The 24,894-nt window shown below is 35.8% G+C and carries 19 protein-coding genes; 12 read left to right on the top strand and 7 right to left on the bottom strand.

All coding sequences use genetic code 11. The features are described from left to right. Nucleotides 1-87: 87 nt before the first annotated feature. From AAC069_RS04765 to AAC069_RS04710, 12 genes are all read left to right on the top strand, one after another. Complete coding sequence (locus AAC069_RS04765; protein WP_339919342.1) at nucleotides 88-879, top strand: DUF6503 family protein; 792 nt, start codon at nucleotides 88-90, stop codon at nucleotides 877-879. 184 nt (nucleotides 880-1,063) lie between these two features. Next, on the top strand, nucleotides 1,064-1,831 hold the full coding sequence (locus tag AAC069_RS04760) for a YHYH protein (RefSeq protein WP_339919341.1): 768 nt from the start codon (nucleotides 1,064-1,066) through the stop codon (nucleotides 1,829-1,831). A gap of 380 nt (nucleotides 1,832-2,211) precedes the next feature. Further along, on the top strand, nucleotides 2,212-3,186 hold the full coding sequence (locus tag AAC069_RS04755) for a YHYH protein (protein ID WP_339919340.1): 975 nt from the start codon (nucleotides 2,212-2,214) through the stop codon (nucleotides 3,184-3,186). Nucleotides 3,187-3,190: 4 nt separating this feature from the next. Beyond that, the gene (locus AAC069_RS04750; RefSeq protein ID WP_339919339.1) at nucleotides 3,191-3,808 is read left to right on the top strand and encodes a hypothetical protein; all 618 of its coding nucleotides are present in this window, start codon (nucleotides 3,191-3,193) and stop codon (nucleotides 3,806-3,808) included. Between the two features lie 257 nt (nucleotides 3,809-4,065). Continuing rightward, nucleotides 4,066-5,442 (top strand): rhodanese-related sulfurtransferase, encoded by a 1,377-nt coding sequence (locus AAC069_RS04745; RefSeq protein ID WP_339919338.1) that lies wholly within the window; start codon nucleotides 4,066-4,068, stop codon nucleotides 5,440-5,442. A gap of 183 nt (nucleotides 5,443-5,625) precedes the next feature. Beyond that, nucleotides 5,626-6,900 carry a regulatory iron-sulfur-containing complex subunit RicT gene (ricT, locus tag AAC069_RS04740; protein ID WP_339919337.1) on the top strand — a complete coding sequence of 425 codons (1,275 nt, stop codon included), beginning with the start codon at nucleotides 5,626-5,628 and terminating at the stop codon, nucleotides 6,898-6,900. Beyond that, complete coding sequence (locus tag AAC069_RS04735) at nucleotides 6,884-7,363, top strand: gliding motility lipoprotein GldH (protein ID WP_091085370.1); 480 nt, start codon at nucleotides 6,884-6,886, stop codon at nucleotides 7,361-7,363. Before ricT ends, AAC069_RS04735 begins: the two co-directional genes overlap by 17 nt. An 8-nt stretch (nucleotides 7,364-7,371) precedes the next feature. Next, on the top strand, nucleotides 7,372-9,681 hold the full coding sequence (locus tag AAC069_RS04730) for a transglycosylase domain-containing protein (RefSeq protein WP_339919336.1): 2,310 nt from the start codon (nucleotides 7,372-7,374) through the stop codon (nucleotides 9,679-9,681). A 107-nt stretch (nucleotides 9,682-9,788) separates the two neighbouring features. Next, entirely contained in the window at nucleotides 9,789-10,487 is a 699-nt protein-coding gene (locus AAC069_RS04725; protein ID WP_091085376.1) for a CoA transferase subunit A, read from the top strand. Between the two features lie 74 nt (nucleotides 10,488-10,561). Then, nucleotides 10,562-11,221 carry a CoA transferase subunit B gene (locus tag AAC069_RS04720; RefSeq protein ID WP_339919335.1) on the top strand — a complete coding sequence of 220 codons (660 nt, stop codon included), beginning with the start codon at nucleotides 10,562-10,564 and terminating at the stop codon, nucleotides 11,219-11,221. 633 nt (nucleotides 11,222-11,854) lie between these two features. Then, nucleotides 11,855-15,058: a M4 family metallopeptidase gene (locus tag AAC069_RS04715; RefSeq protein ID WP_339919334.1), complete on the top strand. Its 3,204-nt coding sequence runs from the start codon at nucleotides 11,855-11,857 to the stop codon at nucleotides 15,056-15,058. Between the two features lie 250 nt (nucleotides 15,059-15,308). After that, nucleotides 15,309-18,341, top strand: a complete 3,033-nt coding sequence (locus AAC069_RS04710) for a M4 family metallopeptidase (protein WP_339919333.1) — start codon at nucleotides 15,309-15,311, stop codon at nucleotides 18,339-18,341. Between the two features lie 122 nt (nucleotides 18,342-18,463). On the opposite strand, the gene AAC069_RS04705 is transcribed toward AAC069_RS04710, so the two are convergent. The 7 genes from AAC069_RS04705 to hemB form a co-directional block, all read right to left on the bottom strand. Next, a complete protein-coding gene (locus tag AAC069_RS04705; protein WP_339919332.1) occupies nucleotides 18,464-18,844 on the bottom strand; it encodes a response regulator in 381 nt (126 codons plus the stop codon). Further along, nucleotides 18,841-19,860, bottom strand: a complete 1,020-nt coding sequence (locus tag AAC069_RS04700) for a PAS domain S-box protein (RefSeq protein WP_339919331.1) — start codon at nucleotides 19,858-19,860, stop codon at nucleotides 18,841-18,843. Before AAC069_RS04700 ends, AAC069_RS04705 begins: the two co-directional genes overlap by 4 nt. A 201-nt stretch (nucleotides 19,861-20,061) precedes the next feature. Further along, a complete protein-coding gene (locus tag AAC069_RS04695) occupies nucleotides 20,062-21,756 on the bottom strand; it encodes an ABC transporter ATP-binding protein (RefSeq protein ID WP_339919330.1) in 1,695 nt (564 codons plus the stop codon). 131 nt (nucleotides 21,757-21,887) lie between these two features. Further along, nucleotides 21,888-22,601, bottom strand: coding sequence for a 3'-5' exonuclease (locus AAC069_RS04690; RefSeq protein WP_339919329.1), 714 nt, complete (start codon nucleotides 22,599-22,601; stop codon nucleotides 21,888-21,890). A 113-nt stretch (nucleotides 22,602-22,714) separates the two neighbouring features. After that, the gene (locus AAC069_RS04685; protein ID WP_339919328.1) at nucleotides 22,715-23,185 is read right to left on the bottom strand and encodes a methylated-DNA--[protein]-cysteine S-methyltransferase; all 471 of its coding nucleotides are present in this window, start codon (nucleotides 23,183-23,185) and stop codon (nucleotides 22,715-22,717) included. A gap of 192 nt (nucleotides 23,186-23,377) precedes the next feature. Then, nucleotides 23,378-23,791: a c-type cytochrome gene (locus AAC069_RS04680; protein ID WP_339919327.1), complete on the bottom strand. Its 414-nt coding sequence runs from the start codon at nucleotides 23,789-23,791 to the stop codon at nucleotides 23,378-23,380. Between the two features lie 65 nt (nucleotides 23,792-23,856). Continuing rightward, nucleotides 23,857-24,852: a porphobilinogen synthase gene (hemB, locus tag AAC069_RS04675; protein ID WP_339919326.1), complete on the bottom strand. Its 996-nt coding sequence runs from the start codon at nucleotides 24,850-24,852 to the stop codon at nucleotides 23,857-23,859. Between the last annotated feature and the right edge of the window lie 42 nt (nucleotides 24,853-24,894).

The raw sequence follows: 24,894 nt of genomic DNA, 5'->3' as shown, positions 1-24,894 counted from the left end.
ATTAGAAGGGAATAGTGGTTAAGTTAAAAAATTTATAAAACCGCTACTATTTTCTCTGTTCGCTATAAAATGTAATAATTTTAAAAAATGAAAAAATATCTAATACTACTTTGTGTTACGGCGGCTCTTGTATTTTCTTGTAATACCAAAAAAGACAATAATGACGCCGCAGTCAAAAACGACACTGTTGCAACCGAAAAGCCACTCACAAAAGCAGATTCTATAGTTAATCACGCGATCGAAGCCCACGGTGGAAAATTGTATAATGATGCCGATTATTCTTTTGAATTTAGAGGCAAAAAATACCGCTTTAAGAATAACGTAGCTAATTATACATATTACTCTGAAGTTCAAAAAGGAGATTCGCTGATAAAAGATGTAATGATTAATAATGACTTTAAGCGATACATCAATACAAAACAACAATCATTAAGCACCGAAGATGCTGGAAAATATGGAGAAGCCTTGAACTCGGTTATTTATTTTGCTACGCTTCCGTACAAATTGCAAGATGCTTCGGTACATAAGACATTCGTTGAGGAAACAACCATCAAGGGCAAGAAGTACGATGTAGTCCAAGTTACTTTTGGTCAGGACGGTGGCGGTAAAGATTTTGATGATGAATTTCATTATTGGATAAACAAACAAACCCATAAGATTGATTATTTAGCGTACAACTACCGAACAAATGATGGCGGTGTTCGTTTTAGGTCAGCTTTTAATACACGAGTAATTGATGGTGTGACTTTTCAGGATTACATCAATTATGAAGCTCCGGTTAAAACTGATTTGAAAGATTTGCCTCAATTATACGAACAAGGAAAACTAAAAGAAGTATCCCAAATACTTACAGAGAATGTGGTCCACAACCCTAAATAAACAATTTGATTATAACAATAAAACGAAAGCTAAGAAATCAATGCAATGTTCCTGCCTATTAACAGCTACATAAAACCTGCTTTAACTCGATTCACTGAAAACTTTATGGCATTCACTGAATTCTAAACCGTTAATAATGGTTTATTATTATTTTTATATCGCAATTTTTAACAACTATATAAAAATGAGAAAAGAAAAACTATCATTCATCGGAATAAGCCTTTTGATTTTTAGCTTTACCCTTACTTCTTGCAGTAAGAGTGACAACGCAACAGAAATAGATGCATCTACAGAAGGTTCCGTTTCTGTAACAAGTACTGTACAATCTAAATATACAACCGCTGTAGCTATTTCTACGAGTGGTAATACTATCACATTGAAATCTAACGGAACGCCCAACCACCTTTCGCCTTACTGGGGCGTGGGCAAACCACAATACGAGGCTCCACGAACGGGATATACGGTAAATCCAGGAATTATTTCTGAACATACCCTGGCAATGACTATTCCAACAAATCCAGCATCAGCTACTATAAAAGAAGAAACTGCTTTAGGCGCAATAGGTATGGCATTAAACGGAGTACCTATCTACAATGACCGCGAGGGCGGCAATGTACCAGTAGATGCAATGATTTTAACTTCGTTTGACAGAGGTGGTGCACACGTAGGTCCAAGTGGCTATCACTATCACGTAAGTGGCGAATTTACAACAACAGATGATGCAAATTTAGTAGGCTTTTTAAGAGATGGTTTTCCAATATATGGTCGAAAAGACAAAGATGGAACATACCCAACAAATCTAGATGCATATGGCGGCCATACTTCCGTTACAGCAGATTTTCCGACTGGAATTTATCACTACCACTGTTCGAATGTTAATTACCTAAATGCAGGTGTTTATATATTAAAATCGGGTAGTTATTATGGTACAAAAGGAACTTTCACTAACTAAATTTACCGTTTTCATTAGTTATTTTATTACGTCAGAAATAAAGATTCTTTGACAATTTTAATGGTCAACATACTGACGGGGTATTTATAGGCAAAAGATTTAGACGCTGTTTACAATGCTGGTTTCTTTCCTGAAAATTTAATGGAAATCAGTTTGAGTGTATCTCTAAAAACAATGAGCAACTATATCAATCACATTACGGAAAACATTATGAACGAGGAGTTATAACCTTTTGCAGTTGGAAACGAAATAGAAGATTAAAAAAACCTCAACTGTAGCGATCGACTGAAAACTAAAGGGCGTTCACTGTTTTTTTAAAGATTGCTTAATTTCGATAGCTATTTTTGAATATTCAATTTAATGAGTAAATCAATAACAGTATGAATAAATTAAGCTTTTTTTTATTTTCGACAGTGCTACTTACACTTGTAAACGCTTGTACTAAAGATAGTGAAGATACTACCACAAGTTCCGAGGCCGTTGTAATCAATGTAAAATCATCTAACTTTTTAAGCGCTGGATTATCAGAGCCCATTACAATTGTATCTAAAACATTATCAAACGGAAAAACGGTTGATTGCTATAAAATTGTAGTAACAAGTCTAGCAACAGACCACGAAATGGGCCCTTGGTGTCCGGGTAACATTTCTGATGATGCAAGCAAAGGAGGAATATGGCTCGAAGGAGGCGAAGTCTATGATGTTGATGGCGCCTTTGTAAAAAACATGTCTACATTTTACAAAGACAGTCAATGGATGATGTATAATGCTACAACAGGAGCAATTACAAAAACAAGTACTAAGGAAGAATGTGCCAATGCAGCTATACCAGATGTAGGTGTAGCTTATAAAAATTATTGCGTACAATGCTTACCTTCTTACTTAGGTACAATAAGCAACACGTATTATTTACCTGTAACACCAATAGCGGCAAGTTCAGCAATCTCATTTGGAGGTCCTGGACCCAATTCATCCGGACCAAGTTCCAGAGGTATCGCTTTTAACGGAGTAGTATTTGATGCACCTGCTCCAACAAGTAATATCTTGGCAGCTTACACATTGGCACCATTTGATGATGCAGGTGGACATATCAACTTAAATGCTGGATACCACTATCATGCAGCTATGGGAAAAACAACTCAAATAGCTCAAGCAGATGGTCATGCTGCCATGATTGGATATGCATTTGATGGTTACGGAATGTACCAACATCTAGATCCTTCAACAGGAAAAACATATACAGATCTAGACACCTCCCTTGGACACTATGACTCTACAAGAGGGTATCACTATCACGTTGATTATGCCGGAAAAAATAACTTTATAAATAGTTTACACGGTGAATATGTTAAATAAAATAATGAAAAATAGTCTAGCGACACTACTGTTAATGATGTCAGTAGTTGGTCATGCACATCAAGCAGAGTTTTCGTCCTCACTACTTTCTAAGACCGATGATGGAAAATACATTTTGCAAATAGCAAGTTCAATGACCGCTTTTCAAGGGGAAATTGATTACATCTATTCGCAAAAAGCATACAAGACAGCTGAGGAGTTTAAAAAACTAGTTATTGATTACTTTACTAAAAATGTCTCCCTTATCGTTAACGGAACCGAGGTATTACAACTAAAAGACCCTATGGTTTTGCTTGGCCACGAAACCAAAATAATTGTTGAAGTAATCGGTATTCCTGCAAAAATCAACGAGCTGACCTTTACGAACACCATGTTCAAAGACCTATCGCATAATAAAATGGGATTGATTATGCTGATTGATGGTTTTCCTAAGGAACAATATATTTTAGAAAATGAAAATGAGCAAACGATTCGGTTAAAATTAAAAGAAGGGACTTGGGTTAGTAGTGAAAGTGATGAGTTAATAATGAAAAATATCCTATACATTTCATTCTTTTTAATTATAGCAATGATTCCGCTGATTTACGTTAGTTATAGAGACCGAAAAAACTTTAGAAAATAAAATTAAAAACAAACAACAATTAGCTCAGAAGTATATTCCGGGCTTTTTTCGTTTTATAATAAAATCAAACCTTCAATAATCCCAAATTCCCCAGCCCAGATGGAAACGGCATCCTTTTATGCCAGCTTTTGCCATAAAAGATATAGTGCACAGCTGGAAATAGCTCCTAAAAACTAAGAACCTCCTAACCTTTGCTCCTCTGAACCTTTTTTCATACTTTTGCAAAAATAATTTTTCACACTTAAACCGTTTATAGCATGCAACTGTATAACACTTTAAGCGCAGAAGAAAGAGCCATCATGATTGATGATGCCGGAAAACAAAGACTTACTTTGTCTTTCTATGCTTATGCGCGAATTCAAGATCCGACACAATTTCGTAACGATTTATTCCGTGCTTGGGACCCGCTAGTGGTTCTTGGTCGTATTTATGTGGCCAAAGAAGGAATAAATGCCCAGTTATCGCTTCCTGCTGATAATTTCTATGCTTTTAAAGACACTATTGAAAAGTATGATTTCATGCAAGGCATGCGACTGAATATTGCGGTGGAACATGACGACCACTCGTTTTTGAAATTGACCGTAAAAGTGCGTGACAAAATTGTTGCTGATGGTTTGAATGATGAAACTTTTGATGTGACCAATATTGGAGTGCATTTGAAAGCTAAGGAATTCAATACTATTTTAGAAGATCCAAATACAATTGTGGTTGATTTTAGAAATCATTACGAAAGTGAAATTGGTTATTTTAAAGGAGCGATTACGCCTGATGTAGATACTTTTCGTGAATCTTTGCCAATTATCAACGAGCAATTACAAGATTTTAAAGAAGATAAAAACTTGGTTATGTATTGCACCGGAGGAATTCGATGCGAGAAAGCTTCGGCTTATTTTAAACACCAAGGGTTTAAAAATGTCTACCAATTAGAAGGTGGAATCATTAATTACGCCAAACAGATAAAAGAAGAAAACCTAGAAAGTAAATTCATTGGAAAAAACTTTGTATTTGACCACCGCTTAGGCGAAAGAATTACAGACGACATTGTATCCAAATGCCACCAATGCGGAAAACCTTGTGATGTACACACCAATTGCATCAATGAAGGTTGTCATTTGTTGTTTCTACAATGTGAGGAATGTGCGCAGGCTATGCAAGGTTGCTGCTCACAAGACTGTGTAGATGTGATTCATTTGCCAGAAGAAGAGCAAAAAGCGATCCGTCGTGGGGTGAAAAATGGCAATAAGATTTTCAAAAAAGGAAAATCTGATGTATTGACTTTTAAGAATAGAGAAGTAAATCTTGATCCTTTAGCTGCAATTCCGAATCTTGCTGATTTAACTAAATCAAAAGCGTTGGCTAAAAAGTTACCAAAAATCAAGAAACAATACATCGGGAATGGAACGCATTTTTATCCAAAACCAAGTATTGGTCAATTTTCTATCGAAGAAAACGAAATCAATGTTGGTGATACTATCTTGATTAAAGGAATGACCACTGGTGAACAACAATTGGTCATTACCGAAATGCAAGTAAATGATATAAAAGCTGACAAAGCAGTTGCGGGAGATATTTGTACTTTTCAATTGCCGTTTAGAATTCGACTATCAGATAAGTTATACAAGGTCCTAAACTAGTATTTATAACCTTAAGTTCCAAAAAAGCCTATTTCAACTACTTGAAATAGGCTTTTTTTTATAAAATATTTAATATTTTGACAAAAGTTAACTTTTGCAACTTACCGTTAAAAAATGCTATCTTTACGCATTAATCTTTTTAAGAACTTAAGTTGTGCTCGTCACAACACTATATATAAAATTATGGCATGTACAAGTTGTTCAACTTCTGATGGTGGCTCACCAAAGGGTTGTAAAAATAATGGGACTTGCGGCACCGATAGCTGCAATAAATTAACTGTTTTCGATTGGCTTTCAAATATGACTTTACCTAGTGGACAAGCACCATTTGACTGTGTTGAAGTTCGTTTTAAAAATGGAAGAAAAGAGTTTTATCGCAATACTGAAAAATTGACTTTGAGTATGGGAGATATTGTGGCAACTGTCGCTTCTCCTGGACATGATATTGGAATTGTTACTTTGACCGGAGAGTTAGTACGAATCCAAATGAAGAAAAAAGGAGCTAATCCTAACAGTAATGAGATTCCGAAAATCTATAGAAAAGCATCACAGAAAGACATTGATATCTGGTCTGCTGCACGAGAAAGAGAAGAACCAATGAAAGTTCGCGCCCGTGAATTAGCCATTTCTCAAAAACTGGAAATGAAAATTTCTGATATTGAGTTTCAAGGAGATGGATCTAAAGCAACGTTTTACTACACGGCAAATGACAGAGTCGATTTTAGACTTTTAATTAAAGATTTCGCCAAAGAATTTAGTACTAGAGTAGAGATGAAACAAGTTGGTTTCCGTCAGGAAGCAGCTCGTCTAGGTGGAATAGGTTCATGTGGTAGAGAATTGTGTTGTTCTACGTGGTTAACCGACTTTAGAAGTGTGAATACTTCGGCTGCTCGTTACCAACAATTGTCATTGAACCCACAAAAATTAGCAGGGCAATGCGGTAAACTAAAATGCTGTCTAAACTATGAGTTAGACACTTACATGGATGCCTTGAAAGGATTTCCTGATTTTGAAACTAAATTAGTTACTGAAAAAGGGGACGCAATTTGTCAAAAACAAGATATTTTCAAAGGGTTAATGTGGTTTGCCTACACTAATAATTTTGCCAACTGGCATGTACTTAAAATTGAAAAAGTACAGGAAATCATCGCCGAAAACAAACTCAAAAACAAAGTGTCTTCACTTGAGGATTATGCAATTGAGGTTATTCAGGAAACGGAGAAAGATTTTAACAATGCGATGGGTCAGGAAAGTTTAACGCGTTTTGACCAACCCAAAAAGAGAAAAAAACCAAACAAAAAACCAAAACCAGCAGGCGAAAACAAACCGGCGGCTGATAATAAGATTATAGCAAACAATAAAAAGCCAGCAAACAATGGTCCTTCACCTTCAACCGACAAGAAACCAGCTATAGCAAGAAAACCAATAATTATTACTAAGAATGAGGCTAAGAAATAGCATTTTTTTCGTTTTGATTGCGATACTCTTTTTTTCATGTGATAAAAAAAGAGCATTTGACGAATATAAATCTGTGGGAAGCGCTTGGCATAAAGACAGCATTATAACTTTCGATTTGCCAGAATTAGATTCCACACAACGATATGATTTGTTCATCAATTTAAGAGACAACAACAATTATCAATACAACAATCTCTTTTTGATCGTGTCCGTTGAAAAACCCAATGGTTATACAAAAGTGGACACATTAGAATACCAAATGGCAAATCCTGATGGCACATTGCTAGGAGACGGATTTACAGATATAAAAGAAAGTAAATTGTTCTTTAAAGAGAATGTTAAATTCAAAGGAAAATACAAAGTCCATATAAAACAGGCTGTCAGAGAAACCGGTAAAGTTCCCGGTGTGACGCTTTTAGAAGGAATTACAGAAGTGGGATTACGAATAGAAAAAAAAGACTAGGATAATTTATGGCTGCTATAAAAAAAAACAATAAGGGCAATACTGCTGATAAAGATTTTAAGTATTATACTAAAACATTTTGGAAGATTTTTCTTTACGGAATGGCTAGTGTCGTTCTATTTTTCTTATTTGCTTCGTGGGGGCTTTTTGGTTCCATGCCTTCATTTGAAGACTTGGAAAACCCCGATTCTAATTTAGCAACTGAAATCATTTCAGCTGACGGAGTAGTATTAGGAAAGTATTTTCAAAAAAATAGATCCCAACTAAAATATTCTGATTTACCTAAAAACCTTGTTCAAGCATTAGTAGCAACCGAAGATGAACGTTTCTACGAACATTCAGGTATTGATGGAAGAGGAACTTTAAGAGCTTTTGCTAGTTTAGGAGCTAGTGGAGGAGCAAGTACTTTGACACAGCAACTTGCTAAACAATTATTTCACGGTGAAGGTTCGAAGTTTTTGCCTTTTAGAATTGTACAAAAGGTAAAAGAATGGATTATCGCTATTCGATTAGAAAGACAATATACCAAAAATGAAATTTTGGCCATGTACTGCAATGTATATGACTTTGGAAACTATTCTGTAGGAGTAAGTTCTGCAGCACAAACCTATTTTTCAAAAGAGCCAAAAAACCTTACTATTGAAGAATCCGCCATACTAGTAGGTATGTTCAAAAACTCAGGGCTGTACAATCCGGTAAGAAACCCTGTAGGAGTAAAAAACCGTAGAAATGTAGTACTTGCGCAAATGGCAAAAGGAGACATTATTACCGAAAAAGAAAAGGAAAGACTACAAAGTTTACCAATTACCCTTCGTTTTAAACTGGAAAGCCACAGAGAAGGAACAGCAACTTATTTCAGAGAGTATCTTCGTGATTACATGAAAAAATGGGTTGATGAAAACAAGAAACCAGACGGATCTGATTATGACATCTACAAAGATGGATTAAAAATCTACACCACGATTGATTCCAGAATGCAATTACATGCTGAAGAAGCCGTTTCTGCCCACATGGCTAATCTTCAACAAGAATTTTTTATTCAGGCAAAAAACAATAAAAACGCCCCTTTTGTAGGTATCTCAGATAAGGAAACACAGCGTATTTTAACCCAAGCAATGAAATCATCAAACCGATGGTCTGTTTTAAAATCAGCAGACATGAGCGATGAGGATATTATAAAATCATTTAGCGTAAAAGCTAAAATGACTGTATTTACATGGAAAGGAGAAAAAGATACTATCATGACTCCGATAGACTCCATTCGTTATTACAAACACTTTCTACAATCAGGGCTTATGGCTATGGAACCTCAAACGGGTAACATAAAAGCCTGGGTAGGTGGAATTAACTATAAATATTTTCAATATGACCACGTAGGTCAGGGAGCTAGACAGGTAGGATCTACCTTTAAACCTTTTGTTTACGCGACAGCGATTGAACAATTGAACATGTCTCCATGTGATTCCATAATAGATGCTCCTTTCACTATGCCTGTGGGCCGTCACCACGTTACCGCAGCATGGACACCTAGAAACTCTGATAATAAATACAGAGGAATGGTAACTTTGAAAAAAGCGTTAGCCAACTCAATAAACACTGTGTCTGCAAAGTTAATGGACAAAGTAGGTCCTGAGGCCGTTGTTAAGCTTACTCATAAATTAGGAATCAAATCAGAAATACCTATTCAGCCATCCATTGCATTAGGTGCAGTAGATATCACTGTCGAGGATATGGTAGCGGCATACAGCACATTTGCTAATCAAGGTGTGTATACAAAACCTCAGTTTTTAAGTCGAATAGAAGATAAAAGTGGCGTTATTATTTATGAGCCAATACCTGAATCTCATGACGTATTAAACAAAGACATTGCTTTTGCCATTATTAAATTATTGGAAGGAGTAACAGAAGGAGGTTCTGGAAACAGATTAAGAACTGAAGGCGGAGGTTATGGATACAATAGAATTACAGGATATCCATATAAATTCACTAACCCAATTGCTGGTAAAACAGGAACAACACAAAACCAGTCCGACGGTTGGTTTATGGGAATGGTTCCAAATCTAGTAACAGGTGTTTGGGTAGGTTGTGAAGATCGTTCTGCCAGATTTAAAAGTATTACTTACGGGCAAGGAGCAACTGCTGCACTACCTGTTTGGGCTTACTTTATGAAACTTTGTTATGCTGATGAAAATTTAAAAGTGTCTAAAGGAGAATTCGACAGACCTCCTAACCTTTCGATAAAAGTTGATTGTTACAATGCTCCCGCTGCAAAAGACACAACCGACACGCAACAAAATACAGATGAATTCGAATTCTAAATACGAATTGACTAAGTAGATTTACAAATTTTAGACTTCAAGACATTTGCGATTTCCATGGCTAAAAGTATAGGATAACGCAGTTGATTGAACTTAAAAAATAGACTATGATAAATAAAAAAGTAGAAAACGTTCAAGTTGCACTTGAAGGAGTTGAAAACGGAATGACTATCATGTTAGGTGGTTTCGGTCTCTGTGGAATACCCGAAAACTCAATTGCTGAATTGGTAAAAAAAGAAACTACTGGTTTGACCTGTATTTCTAATAATGCCGGTGTGGACGATTTCGGTCTTGGATTATTATTACAAAAAAGACAAATTAAGAAGATGATCTCTTCTTATGTTGGAGAAAACGCTGAGTTTGAACGCCAGATGCTTTCCGGAGAGCTAGATGTAGAATTAATTCCACAAGGAACTTTGGCAGAACGTTGTCGTGCAGCTCAGGCTGGAATCCCCGCTTTTTTTACTCCTGCCGGCTATGGTACTGAAGTAGCTGAAGGAAAAGAAGTTAGAGAATTCAACGGGAAAATGCATATAATGGAATTAGCTTTCAATGCTGACTTTGCTATTGTAAAAGCGTGGAAAGGTGATACAGCAGGAAATTTAATTTTTAAAGGAACTGCTAGAAACTTTAATCCTTGTATGTCTGGTGCTGCTAAGATCACTGTTGCTGAAGTGGAAGAATTAGTGGAAGCCGGAACGCTGGATCCAAATCAAATTCATATCCCTGGAATATTCGTGCAGCGCATTTTTCAAGGTTCAAAATATGAAAAAAGAATAGAGCAACGTACAGTAAGAAATAGATAATGAGAAAATGAGTTAATTAGATATTGTAACTCAATTATCTAATTTCCGAATTCTCTAATTAACACATTAATATTATGGCATTAGACAAAATAGGTATTGCGAAACGTATTGCACAAGAACTTAAAGACCGCTATTTCGTAAATTTAGGGATCGGCATTCCAACATTGGTAGCCAATTACATCCCAAAAGGAATTGACGTTGAATTTCAAAGCGAAAACGGTGTTTTAGGCATGGGACCTTTCCCTTTTGAAGGAGAAGAAGATGCAGATATAATCAATGCAGGAAAACAAACAATAACAACATTACCTGGAGCCTCCTTTTTTGATTCAGCTCTAAGTTTCGGAATGATTCGTGGACAACATGTAGACTTAACTATTCTGGGCGCTATGGAAGTTTCTGAAAACGGAGATATCGCCAACTGGAAAATTCCAGGAAAAATGGTAAAAGGAATGGGAGGGGCAATGGATTTAGTAGCTTCTGCCGAAAACATTATCGTTGCCATGATGCACGTAAACAAAGCGGGGCAATCTAAGATTCTTAAAAAGTGCAGTTTACCATTGACTGGTGTTGGTTGTGTCAAAAAAGTAGTGACTGAATTGGCTGTTTTAGAAGTAACCCCTAAAGGCTTTAAACTCTTAGAACGTGCTCCAGGAGTGACGGTAGAACATATTATTTCTTCCACTGAAGCAGAGTTAATTATTGAAGGCAATATACCAGAAATGATTATTGACTAAAATCTTTATAAATAAACATAGGCTGTCCTATCAAAGGGTCGCTGGATTAACATGAAAAAGAAATCGGCACAGAATAACTTCTATGCCGATTTCTTTTTTTTAATTACTAATGAATTCTATTTGTTGTTACTGCTCTTGATTAGGGTTCCTAATCACTTTTGTAAAATTCAATATACTTTTGTAAATAATCCCAAAGACGTACACTACAAATTTCTTTAATAAGGAAGTTGAAAATAAACTAAATGCAACATCCATTCTCGTGACAAGCATTCCTTTATCCTTCCATTTACACAATGCAACCAAAAAATAAATACACAAAATCTCATGGGGACTTTATTGTCAGTAAAAATCACAAATAGCTTTTTTTTAGAAAAAATAGTGCTTTTATACATTCGAATTAACTAAATACCTGGAAACTAATCCTATAAAACTACATAAATACCTACTGTATTCTTTTAAATTAAAAAATAAAATACCTTAGCATCTCGTACTATCACAGTCTTTTTATCGATTATACGCATAAAAATCCGATTAAATACAAAAATAAATAAAAATACTGCTCCTTTTCTTACTTTTTAATCTACATTTGGAAATGAAAATTTTAATTTTTTATTAACATTTAACCTACAGAAAATGAAAAGAAAATTACTCAGTAAAATTGCGCTTGTACTAAGCGTCTCATTATTTGCTATTGACGGAAGCGCCCAAGATTCCGCCAAAAACGTAAAACAAAAAGTTGTTGATGAAAATGGGAAACCTTCCCTAATCACTTTCAATGAAAACTCCACTTACAAATCGACAGATTCTAAAAAAGTGTTGACGGAACAATTAGAATTAAAAGATAATTCTACATTTTCTACTATGAAAACTGAATCTGACAAATCAGGTTACGCCCATGAAAAATTCCAACTGTATCATCAAGGCGTTAAAGTAGAATATGCTACCTACTCTCTACATTCAAAAAATGGAAAGTTAACATCTATGAGTGGTGAATACTATGATATTAAAAATGAATCAACAACTCCAAGTATCTCGAAAGAAACTGCTTTTAAGAAAGCTGTTAATCAAATAGGTGCTTCAACATACTTATGGGAAAATCCAGAAAATGCCTCAAAAATAGGATATCATAAACCTGAAGGGGAATTAGTTTTTCTTCCTTCTATGATTGACCAAGGTGAAAAAAACACAAATCAAAAGGTTCGTTTAGCCTACAAATTTGACATTTACGCAACAAGTCCTGTTAGTCGAGGTGATTTATATATTGATGCAATAACTGGCGAAGCACTTTACTATAATGCAACAATCAAGCATCTTGGTGAATATAGCCATGCAAAAAGCCATACAATAAATGGGGTTGGAGCAAAAAATACAAATGCGGCCAAAGCCCTCTTCGTATCAGCAAATGCGGCTACTAGATATAGCGGAACTCAGTCAATCCAAACTGCTTTAAGCGGTTCTTCTTACATATTATCTGATGCTACACGTGGAAACGGAGTTCAAACATTTAATATGAAAAAAGGAACTAATTATAGTACTGCGGTAAATTTTACAGATAGCGACAATAACTGGACTGCTACGGAATTTAATAATGCCAATAAAGACAATGCTGCCCTTGACGCACATTGGGGAGCAGAAAAAACATACGACTATTTTTCCGCAGTTCATGGAAGAAACAGTTATGATAATTTAGGTGCGGCGATAAAAAGTTACGTGCATTATGACAATGCTTATGACAATGCTTACTGGAATGGTAGCGTTATGACCTATGGTGACGGAAGCGACACCTATTTTGATGCCTTAACATCAATAGATGTTGCTGGACACGAAATAGGACATGCCGTTTGTGAGAAAACAGCAAATTTAGCCTACCAGAAAGAATCTGGCGCGATGAATGAGGCTTTTTCTGATATTTGGGGCGCATGTATCGAATATTACGCAGCACCAGGGAAATCTACTTGGTTAATCGGAGAAGACATAGAAAGACGAGCAGGTCGTCTAGCATTACGTTCTATGAGTGATCCGAAAAGCGAAGGGCAACCAGATACTTATGGCGGAACAAATTGGAAACTAATTGAATGTGGTACTCCTACACAAGCAAATGATTATTGCGGGGTACATACAAATAGCGGGGTGTTAAATCATTGGTTTTACATCTTGACAATAGGAAAATCAGGAACAAATGACATTGGAAACTCTTATAATGTTACCGGAATAAATATTGATAAAGCTGCCAAAATAGCTTATCGTTTAGAAAGTGTTTATTTATCTGCTAATTCTACCTATGCTAATGCCAGAACTTATGGTATTCAAGCAGCAACTGACTTATACGGAGCTGGATCTCCTGAAGTTATAGCTACAACTAATGCATTTTATGCTGTAGGTGTTGGCTCAGCTTATGGAGTACTAAATTATTGTGCTTCAAAAGGAAATAGTGTTGCAGATGAATATATCAGTAAAGTTCAATTAGGAACAATAAATAATACAACTACTGGCGGGACAGGTTATAGTGATTATACTTCCATTTCGACTAACCTAACAAAAGGAGTTTCAAGCACAATTACAATCACACCAACATGGCCTGGAACAAAATATAATGAAGGCTATGCAGTATGGATTGATTATAATAAAAATGGTGACTTTAGCGATGCCGGAGAATTAGTTTGGAGTAAAGCTGCATCTCAAACAACACCAGTTTCAGGTTCGTTTACGGTGCCAACAACTGCTACTACTGGAGCTACCCGTATGAGAGTGTCGATGAAATACAATGCAATTCCAACACAATGCGAGGCCTTACCTTATGGTGAAGTTGAGGATTATACTGTAAATATTACAGCCGGTGCCGCAGATACAACTGCACCATCTGCACCATCAACCTTATCCGCTTCTGGAACAACTACCACAACTACAAATTTATCATGGAACGCTTCTACGGATAATGTGGCGGTAACTGGATATAATGTATATCAAGGTAATACTTTGAAAGCGACTGTAACAAGCACTTCATATGCTGTCACCGGATTAACTGCCAGCACTGCTTATACCTTCTCTATAAAGGCAAAAGATGCTGCCGGAAATATATCTGCTACGAGTAATGTGGTAAATGTAACTACGTTAAGTAATACTCTGGTATATTGTACTTCTAAAGGAAATTCTGTAGCTGATGAATATATTGATTATGTTTCAATAGGAGGTATCAATAACACTACAGCTGGTAATGCTGGATACGGGAACTTTACTAGCCTTGTAGGTAATCTTCCTTATGGTTCAAACACTATCTTGTTTAGTGCTGGTTTTAGCGGTACAGCTTATACAGAATATTGGAAAATCTGGATTGACTATAATCAAAATGGAACTTTTGAAACTGCTGAAGAAATGGTATCAGGATCCTCTTCTAGTAGCGCAAACCTAACAAGCACATTTACTGTTCCTACCTCAGCTTTAGCGGGTCCAACTCGTATGAGAGTGTCAATGAAATACAATGCGGCACAAACTGCATGTGAGGCTTTCTCTTATGGAGAAGTTGAAGATTATACTGTTAATATTGGTGCTGCAGCAATAACAACCATTACAACTGCCAAAGTCGCAATTGATTTAGGAAACGAAGATTCAATTTCAGATGTAGTAATGTATCCAAACCCTGCAGATAACATCCTAAATGTAAGAATGGCAGATAGTAGAAAAGGAACTTATCGACTTATTAATTTCCTTGGTCAACAAGTTGACGCAGGTAAGTTATCTGAAAGTGGAATAAACGTTAATAAATTAGGAGCTGGAGTTTATATCTTAGAAGTAAATGACGGTCAAAAAACAGTGGCTAAAAAATTCGTGAAAAACTAACATCACTAAAAAATAGAAAAAAGCTGTCTCAAAAGAGACAGCTTTTTTATTTAAAAATAATCTAACGATTGACATAATATTATTACTTTATTATGTTTTACGACTAAGCACAATTCAAATAAATTATTAATTTTCCTATCTAATGTTATAATACTACATAAAAACCTGTGGTTTTTGATTTTATTTAACATTTTTAATTGCTATTTTAAGAAATAAGTCTATTTTTAGGAAAAATAACCAAAACCAAAAAATGAAAACAAAACTACTTGGAAAAATTGCATTATTTGCATCCGTTTCTTTACTAACATTACAGACAAACGCTCAAGATGCAAGTAAAAACGTAAAACAAAAATTTCTCGACCAAAGAGGAAAACCATCATTAATAGTGTTTAATGAAAAGTCATCTTATAAAGAGTCTGATTCTCAAAAAGCATTCAAAGAGCAATTAGATCTAAAAGACAATTCCAGCTTTACGAAAACAAAATCTGAAAAAGACAAATTAGGTTTTTTACACGAAAAGTTTCAATTATTCCATCAAGGGCTAAAAGTGGAGTTTTCTACTTACACGCTGCATTCTAAATCCGGGAAATTAGAATCAATGAGTGGCGAATTTTATCAACTGGACAATGTAAATACAAACGCTACATTATCAAAAGAACAGGCTTTTAAAAGTGCATTAAAAGAAATAGGCGCTACAAAATATCTTTGGGATTCTCCAGCCGAAGCAACATTTAATGACTATAAAAAACCGGAGGGAGAATTAGTTCTACTGCCTATTACGGATGAAGATGTTACTGGTAAAAAAAACCAACAACTTCGTTTAGCGTATAAATTTGACATTTATGCTACAAACCCCGTGAGTCGTGGTGATATCTATATCGATGCAGTTACAGGAAACTCTTTGTTTTACAACGCCACTATTAAACATTTAGGCGAATATAGTCATGGAGCTAAAAAGATTGGTAAAACTGAAAATAAAAATACCGCCACTGCTTTTGTTGCTGCAAATGCCGCTACACGTTATAGTGGAAATCAAACCATACAAACTGCATCAAGTGGTGGGTCATATATCCTTTCTGACGCTACTCGTGGAAATGGAATCATGACCTATAACATGAACAAAGGAACTAATTATTCTGCAGCTGTAAATTTTACAGATGCCGACAACAATTGGACTGCAGCTGAATATAACAATGTCAATAAAGATAATGGTGCCTTAGATGCACACTGGGGAGCCGAGAAAACATATGATTATTGGACATCGGTTCATGGAAGAAATAGCTTTGACAATGCCGGAGCGGCTATTAAAAGTTACGTTCACTACAGCAGCAATTATGATAATGCTTACTGGAATGGAAGTGTAATGACTTATGGTGATGGAAGCGGAACTTATTTTGATATTCTTACATCAATTGATGTTGCCGCACACGAAATAGGTCATGCTATTTGTTCAAACACAGCAAATCTGGCTTACCAACTAGAATCTGGCGCAATGAATGAGGCGTTTTCTGATATTTGGGGAGCCTGTGTTGAATATAATGCAGCGCCAAATAAATCTACCTGGTTAATAGGAGAAGATATTGAAAGAAGAGCAGGTCATTTAGCATTACGCTCCATGAGCGATCCAAAAAGTGAAGGCCAACCGGATACTTATGGTGGAACTAACTGGACGGATCAAACTAAATGTAGACCAAGCAGTAGAAATGATAATTGTGGAGTACATAATAACAGTGGGGTTCTAAATCATTGGTTTTATATTCTTACACAAGGTAAGACTGGAACAAATGATATTGGAAGTTCCTATAGTGTAACTGGTATTGGAATTGATGCAGCTGCTAAAATCGCTTATCGTTTAGAAAGTGTTTATTTATCAGCAAACTCAACTTATGCAGATGCTAGAACTTTTGGAATTAAAGCTGCAACTGATCTTTACGGAGCTACTTCAGCTCAAACAATCGCTACAACAAATGCATTCTATGCAGTAGGAGTAGGTGCTGCATATAGCGGTCCTACAGATAATGTTGCTCCAACAGCTCCAACAAGTTTAGCTGCATCAGGAACAACAACTACATCAACAACCTTATCTTGGACAGCATCTACTGACAATGTAGCGGTTACCGGATATAATGTATATAACGGTACAACATTACTAACAACAGTGACTGGATTAACTTATACAGTGGCTGGATTATCAGCAAGTACACAGTATACTTTTACCGTAAAAGCTAAAGATGCTGCAGGAAATGTCTCTACTTCAAGTAACACTGTAAACGTAACTACTCTTACTCCTGCACCAGATGCTACTGCTCCTACTGCTCCAACAGGTTTAACAGCTGCTTCGACTACAGCTACATCAACTAACTTAACTTGGACCGCCTCTACAGATAATGTAGCAGTAACAGGATATGATGTATATCAAGGTAGTACTTTGAAAGCAACTGTAACAAGCACTTCATATGCAGTAACAGGATTAACTGCCAGCACTGCTTATACCTTCTCTGTAAAAGCGAAAGATGCTGCAGGAAACGTTTCTGCTTCAAGCAATGTAATTAATGTTACAACAACTGCAACAGCAGTTGCAAACTATTGTACTTCTCAAGGAAATAGTACTGCAAGCGAGAACATTGGTAGTGTCGATTTTAATACCATAAGTAATACGACTTCAAGCGGTAGTGGTTATGTAGATTACACTTCAATTTCTACGAATGTATCAAGAGGAACTGCTTATACTATTACTGTGACACCATCTTGGGCAAATAGAAAATTCAAAGAAGGATACGCCGTATGGATTGATTTTAATGCCGATGGAGATTTTGATGATGCCGGAGAACAAGTAATGACCATTGGAGCAACTTCAAGTTCTCCAGTTAGCGGAACAGTTTCAATTCCAACTTCAGCAACTATTGGTGCGACAAGAATGAGAGTCTCAATGAAATATAATGGAATCCCTTCTCCTTGTGAAACTTTCCCTTATGGGCAAGTAGAAGATTACACTGTTATAATCGATGGTGCAGCGTTCAACGCAGTCAACTCTACATCTGCAAATGATAATTCAAGTTTCGATTTTACTCTATATCCGAACCCGACATCTGACTTTATTAATATTTCTTCAAACCCATATAAAGAAGGTTCTTATAAAATTTATAATTCCCAAGGATTTGAAATTCAAAACGGAAATACTTCAGGCGATGCAGTTAATGTAAGTAGCCTAACGAAAGGAATCTATTTCTTCGAATTTAACAATGGAGAGAAAACTGTTGTTAAACCTTTTGCAAAGAAATAATACTTTTTTTTTAAAATAATAGAAAAGCCTCACAGTAATGTGAGGCTTTTTTTATGAGATCAACTTCTTTCAAATAAAATTTAGAGAAGTAACAATTCTATAATTAACAAACTGTACGCCTATTAAAAACCGAGATTTAGTTCCTGTAGATCTGCTTTGCTAAACGGTTTTTCGACAAAATGAATTATTTTTGAATACGATGCTGCCTTGTCTTTGTCTTCCTGATCTACAGAAGAAGTAACCATAATAACTTCGATTTTTTTATTAAACCCTTCTTCATGGATAATATCCAACAAGCCCCAGCCATCCATAACAGGCATATTGATATCCAAAAATAGCAAAATAGGTTCCTCATCATTAGAAAGGCTATCAAAAAAATCCAATGCCTTAGTTCCAGAATTAAAGGTTCTCGGCGAATCATGGAGACCAACTGCTTTAATTATTTTACTGTGTAAAAACAGAATTATTTCATCATCATCTACAACAACTACATTGTAACTCATTTGTCTTCAATTTTATTTATTGTTTCGGTTTTTTTTACAATATCCCTAATAATTGAATCCAGTTCAGTACTTGAATCAAGAAAATGATTCAATAAGTCTTCATAGTCTGTAGGCATGTTAACTGATTCCTTCATAAACTCAACAATAGACATCATTTTTGCTAATGGCGCTCTAACAACATGAGAGTGCGTCCAGGCAATGTCTTTGAGACTTTTATTTTGATCCTCAATAGTGTTAATGTGCTGCATTTGCTTTGTTATATCATTCACCATAACCAGCTTTACTTTCTGATTATTAAGGAAAATAATGTTGCTTTGAATTTCGACATCGATAAGAACTCCGTTTTTTTTCTGATGCCTTAAGTACCTTTTCTTTAAGTTATCTCTGTACTGATTAAAAGAATAAACTCCTTCTTCAAAAAGAGGGTAGTCTGCCTCTGGTCGTATCTCTTTAATAGTCATTTTTAAAAACTCCTCTTTGGTATAACCATATTTCTTGATAGCAGCCTCATTAACATCTAAAAAGTCGAATGTCCCCAGATCATAAACCCACATAGCCAAGGGGCTTAAGTGAAAAAGATCACTATAACGAGTTTTTGCATCATCGTATGAATAAAATATTTTTTTGCGCTCTATCGAGCAAATAATACTCTTATACAACATCGCAGTTGTTAAATCTTCCTTTACTAAATAATCTGAAATACCTTGGGAAATTGATCTAATACTGAAATCAACATCTGCATTTGTGGTTAGCGCTATTATGGGACAAAACAATACTTTATCTATCATTGCATTAACCAAATTTTGCGGACTTATATCCGGTAACGTAAGGTCTAGCAGGACAACATCAAAAAACTTATCGTCTGAAGACAAAATCGCAGCCGCTTCTTCGAAGCTTTTTGCATATCTAATTTGAAAATCAAAATTAAGTGCCAATAACAACTGTTCAATCCGCGAAGCGTCAGTTAAATCGTCTTCAACAACTAAAATTAAATATGTATTTTCGTCTTTAATCATCTTGTATGAAAAATTGCAATGAGTTTTGCAAAAGCTATAAATTAGGGGGGCACTTTCTTTACTATGCTTCTTTTCAACCAGTCAAGATCTTAAAAAAGGAAGGGGTATTCTCGTTTCTGTTTTTAAAACAATTTCGATACCGCAAATATAACATTCCTTTTTGTATTATGATATAATTATAACTGTTTTGGGGCAGTCAGTCTAAGTGTCGTTCCCTTTGGGTATAGCCTCAATCAGCATTTTTGTATATTCTTTTTGAGGATTGGCATACAACTCATCTGCATCTGCAATTTCCTCTATTCTTCCCTTGTTCATAACTAAAACCTGATCACTCATGTACTTCACCACAGCCAAATCGTGTGAAATAAAAATATAGGTAAACCCAAAATTCTCTTTTAACTCATTTAAAAGATTTAAAACCTGCGCCTGAACAGATATGTCCAATGCTGAAACCGACTCGTCACAGACGATTAATTTGGGCTGTAACGCTATAGTTCTCGCTATTCCGATGCGTTGTCTTTGTCCACCCGAAAATTCATGTGGATACCGATTAAAATATTCAGCACCTAAACCTACTCTTTCGAGAATTTCGATCGTTTTTGCTTTTCTCTCTTTGTCATTTTTATACAATCCATGAACTTTCATGGGTTCCATAATGGCTTTACCTACAGGAATCCTTGGATTCAATGAAGAGTAAGGGTCTTGAAAAATAATTTGAATTTCTTTTCTTAGTTTTTTGAGTTCTGCGTTGCCAAGTTTGGTAATATCCTCGCCTCTATATAATATCTGTCCTGAAGTCGCTTTGTCTAATTGTAAAATGGCATTCCCCAAGGTTGATTTTCCGCAGCCACTCTCCCCTACTAATCCTAAGGTTTCTCCATCATACAATTTAAAACTCACATCATTCACCGCTTTAAATCCTGATTTTTTTCCAAAGAAACCTGCTGTAGAAAAATATTCTTTCTCAACATTAATGACCTCCAAAATGAGTATCTGACTATACAATTTATTGTGAAAACGAGCTCTATCTTCTTGGGTTACTACCTCAGCATTAATTGTATCATCTAAGAAATTCTGAATCGTGGGCAGTCTCTTCAAACGGAAATCTAAAGAAGGACGCGAAGCAATTAAGGCTTTCGTATAATTATGCTGCGGATTTTTGAATATCTGCTTTACTTCTCCTTGCTCCACAATTTCTCCTTGATACATCACCAAAACTCGATGAGCAATCTCTGAAACTAGGGACAAATCATGAGAAATGAATATAATACTCATCCCGGTTTCTTGCTGAATATCTTTCAACAACTGGATAATTTCCTTTTGAACGGTTACGTCTAAGGCGGTTGTAGGTTCGTCCGCAATCAACAATTGTGGTTTGCAGGCAATCGCCATAGCAATCATCACACGTTGTTTTTGCCCTCCTGAAATCTCATGAGGATATTTATCGAATAATATTTCCGGATTCGGTAATTTAACTTTATCGAATAATGAAAGTGTCTCGGTTTTAGTTGCTGCTCTTGACAAGCTTGTGTGTTGCAACAAAATTTCCTGTACCTGAAAACCACATTTTAGGGACGGATTCAGCGAACTCATAGGTTCCTGGAAAATCATCGCGATTTCATTGCCTCTGAGTTGCTGCAGTTCCTTTTCGCTTAGATGCCCAACATTTTTACTATCAAAAAGAATCTCACCTGCTGAAATTCTAGAAATAGTAGCAGGCAACAAACCCATAATCGCTAAAGAAGAGACTGACTTCCCAGAACCAGATTCTCCTACTATACCGAGGATTTCATTCTGTTGTAAATCATAACTGATGTTCTTGATAACAGCGGTATAAACCCCTTCTTTTTTAAAGGAGATTTCGAGATTCTGAACGGAAAGTAAGGGCTTATTCATAAGTGTAAAAGTAAATATTTAACCGCTTTAAACACATTTTTTTTTAAAAGACTATCCGGTACTAAAATAGTAATGACAGAAATTGAAGTAACCGCTTACTTTCCATTTAATTAATATTAGAAAGCGACGTGTTAAACATGAATAATCTCATCATCGATCAATAAATCTTCCCTTCTAAGCCTAAGAAAAATCTGAGCAACGGCAATAGTATCTTTCTCACAATAGGTAACAATCCTATCAATGTCTTTATCTACATAAAAAACATGACCTACTTGACTGCCGTCGATATCACCTTTCGGAGAGGGTATTCCAAGCACTTTGCACATTAATTTTAAAGAGGTGTAATGCTTGTAGTCGCCAAATTTCCATAACTCCAAGGTATCCAAATGTGGGATTTCCCATGGTTTTTTTCCAAATAAATTCAATTTATTGGGTATTACAATTTGGTTGATAATCATTCTTCTTGCCATAAACGGAATATCAAATTCTTTGGCATTATGTCCGCACAAAACATGTTGCGGCTGATTGAAGTGCGTATTTAATAAGTTGTTAAAATCATTCAAGATTTTCTTTTCCTCTCCAAAAAAGGAAGTGACCCGAAAGTTCCGGATATCCCCTTTGATTGTAAAGTATCCAACAGAAATACAAACTATCTTCCCAAACTCTGCCCAGATTCCAGCGCGATCGTAAAAATCTTCCGGACTATACTCGTCTTTTCGTTGGTATTGGGTTTTAAGCTCCCAAAGGTCTTTCATCTCGGAATCCAAAGAATTATAATCCTCGGCTTCTGGTACTGTTTCTATGTCTAGAAAGAGAATGTTATTAAGGTTGATTTTTTCTATCATAATAATGGAACGCGGATGACGCGGAATTTACAGATTAAAACGGATTTCTCTTATTTACAAATCGAAAGAATTAGATACGAATTTAAAAAATAATATCAGCTTTAGTACTTACTCTAAAACAAACTTTGCTGCGTTGATGGGTTTTCGTGTTCCAAAAGCCATTTCTTACGCCATAATCCCCCAGCATAACCGGTTAGCGAACCATCTGAACCAATCACCCTGTGACAAGGCACAACAATCCAAAGTGGATTTTTTCCATTGGCGGAAGCCACAGCCCGAATTGCTTTTACATCTCCTAAAATTTTGGACTGTTCTAAATACGTTCTAGTTTTACCATAAGGAATGTCTAATAAGGCGCCCCATACTTTTTGTTGGAATTCAGTTCCTTTTGGATTTAGTTTTAAAGTGAAGTCGGTTCTTTCTCCATCAAAGTATTCGTTGAGTTGAGTGACTGCTTCTTGTAAAACGTTTGGAATTATAGTTGGAATCGTTTGCTCATCTGAAACAGTAATTGAGAATATACCGTTTTCATCCCCAATAATTGTAGCAATACCCAGTGGGGTTTTGATGTGAGCTGTTTTCATAATAAATAATTATCAGCTGCAAAGTACACAAAGTTTGCCAAATTATTTCAAAATAAAAAAACCAATCGGTTTACGAATGGTTCTTATTTTTTAGCCCTGATGGAAACGGCATCCTTTATGTTTTTTTAAACATAAAGATATAGTGTACAGCAGGAAAAAGCTCCTTAATCTACTACAAGTAGAATGTCTAAATTACTTTAAATTAGAATTGATATACGCTTCTAATCCTTGTAATTCTTCGATAGACATTGCTTTTGTAATTGCAAAATTTGCTTTCATTACTTCGTATTGACTTGGGTCAACCAACGGTTTTGCATCGTCTTTTAAGAAAGCCACAATATTTCCGCCTTTAGCTTTATAAACTGCAGCAATATCTTGTACACTAGGTCCAATAGTTTTTGTGTCTACTTGATGACAAGTTGCACAAGTTCCTTTTCCGTTAAATATTGTTGCACCAAGTTCTTCTGGAGTTTGTGCTACTGCCGGCATTCCTTCAGAAGATGATTCTGTAGATTCAGCTGGTTCTTGTTTACCAAAAGACTCTTCTTCCTTTCCTTTGCAAGAAAATGCTACTAATGCGATCGCAATAATTACTATTTTTTTCATGATTTGAAGTATTTTAACTCAAATTTAGTGTACTTAAAGTTTTTAAAAAATGATAATTATCAGTTTTATTTATTTAAAATTACAGCGGCTTCTTTTGCAAAATAAGTCGAAATTAAACTTGCCCCAGCACGTTTGATACACATTAATTGCTCCATCATCGTTTTGTCATGGTCTAACCATCCTCTTTCGGCGGCAGCCTTAATCATCGCATATTCACCAGAAACATGAAATACTGTTACCGGAACATTTACCGCATTTTTTACTTCACGAACAATATCTAAATAAGCAATTCCGGGTTTTACCATAACCATATCTGCGCCTTCTTCAACATCCCAAAGGGCTTCCTTGACCGCTTCAAGCCGATTAGCGTAATCCATTTGATAGGTTTTTTTATCTTTTGGAACTACTACATCTGCTTCTCTTGGTGCGCTGTCTAATGCATCGCGAAATGGTCCGTAAAACGCCGAAGCATATTTAGCCGAATAGCTCATGATTCCCACATTATGAAAACCTGCAGCATCAAGGCCTTGGCGCAAACGCAATACACGACCATCCATCATGTCTGATGGCGCAACAAAATCGGCTCCAGCGGCAGCATGTGAAACGGCCATTTTTACTAAGGCGTCATTTGTAGCATCGTTTGCTACATCTCCATTTTCTATAATACCATCGTGACCATAAATAGAATATGGGTCTAAAGCGACATCTGGCATAACAATCATCTCGGGACAAACCGCTTTAATCGCACGAATAGCTTCTTGCATTAATCCGTTTTTATTCCAAGCTTCTTTTCCAGTATTGTCTTTTAGGTTTTCACTTACTTTTACATAAATATTTACCGCACGAATGCCTAAAGCAAATAATTCTTTGATTTCTTCTAAAGTTAAATCAATCGAACGACGGAAGATTCCCGGCATCGAAGGGATTTCCACTTTTACATTTTCTCCCTCTGCAATAAACATAGGAAACATAAAATCTGACGGACTTAAAGTAGTCTCACGAACTAGACTTCTCATGGATTCGTTAACGCGTAATCTTCTACCTCTGTGTAATGGAAACATAATATTTTGTTTAAAGTTTCAGGTTTAAAAGTTTAAAGTTAA

It is taken from the genome of uncultured Flavobacterium sp., from assembly GCF_963974175.1.
Lineage (GTDB): Bacteria > Bacteroidota > Bacteroidia > Flavobacteriales > Flavobacteriaceae > Flavobacterium.
Note: the sequence above shows the minus strand (reverse complement) of the source record. Positions and strands in the feature narration are given on the sequence as shown.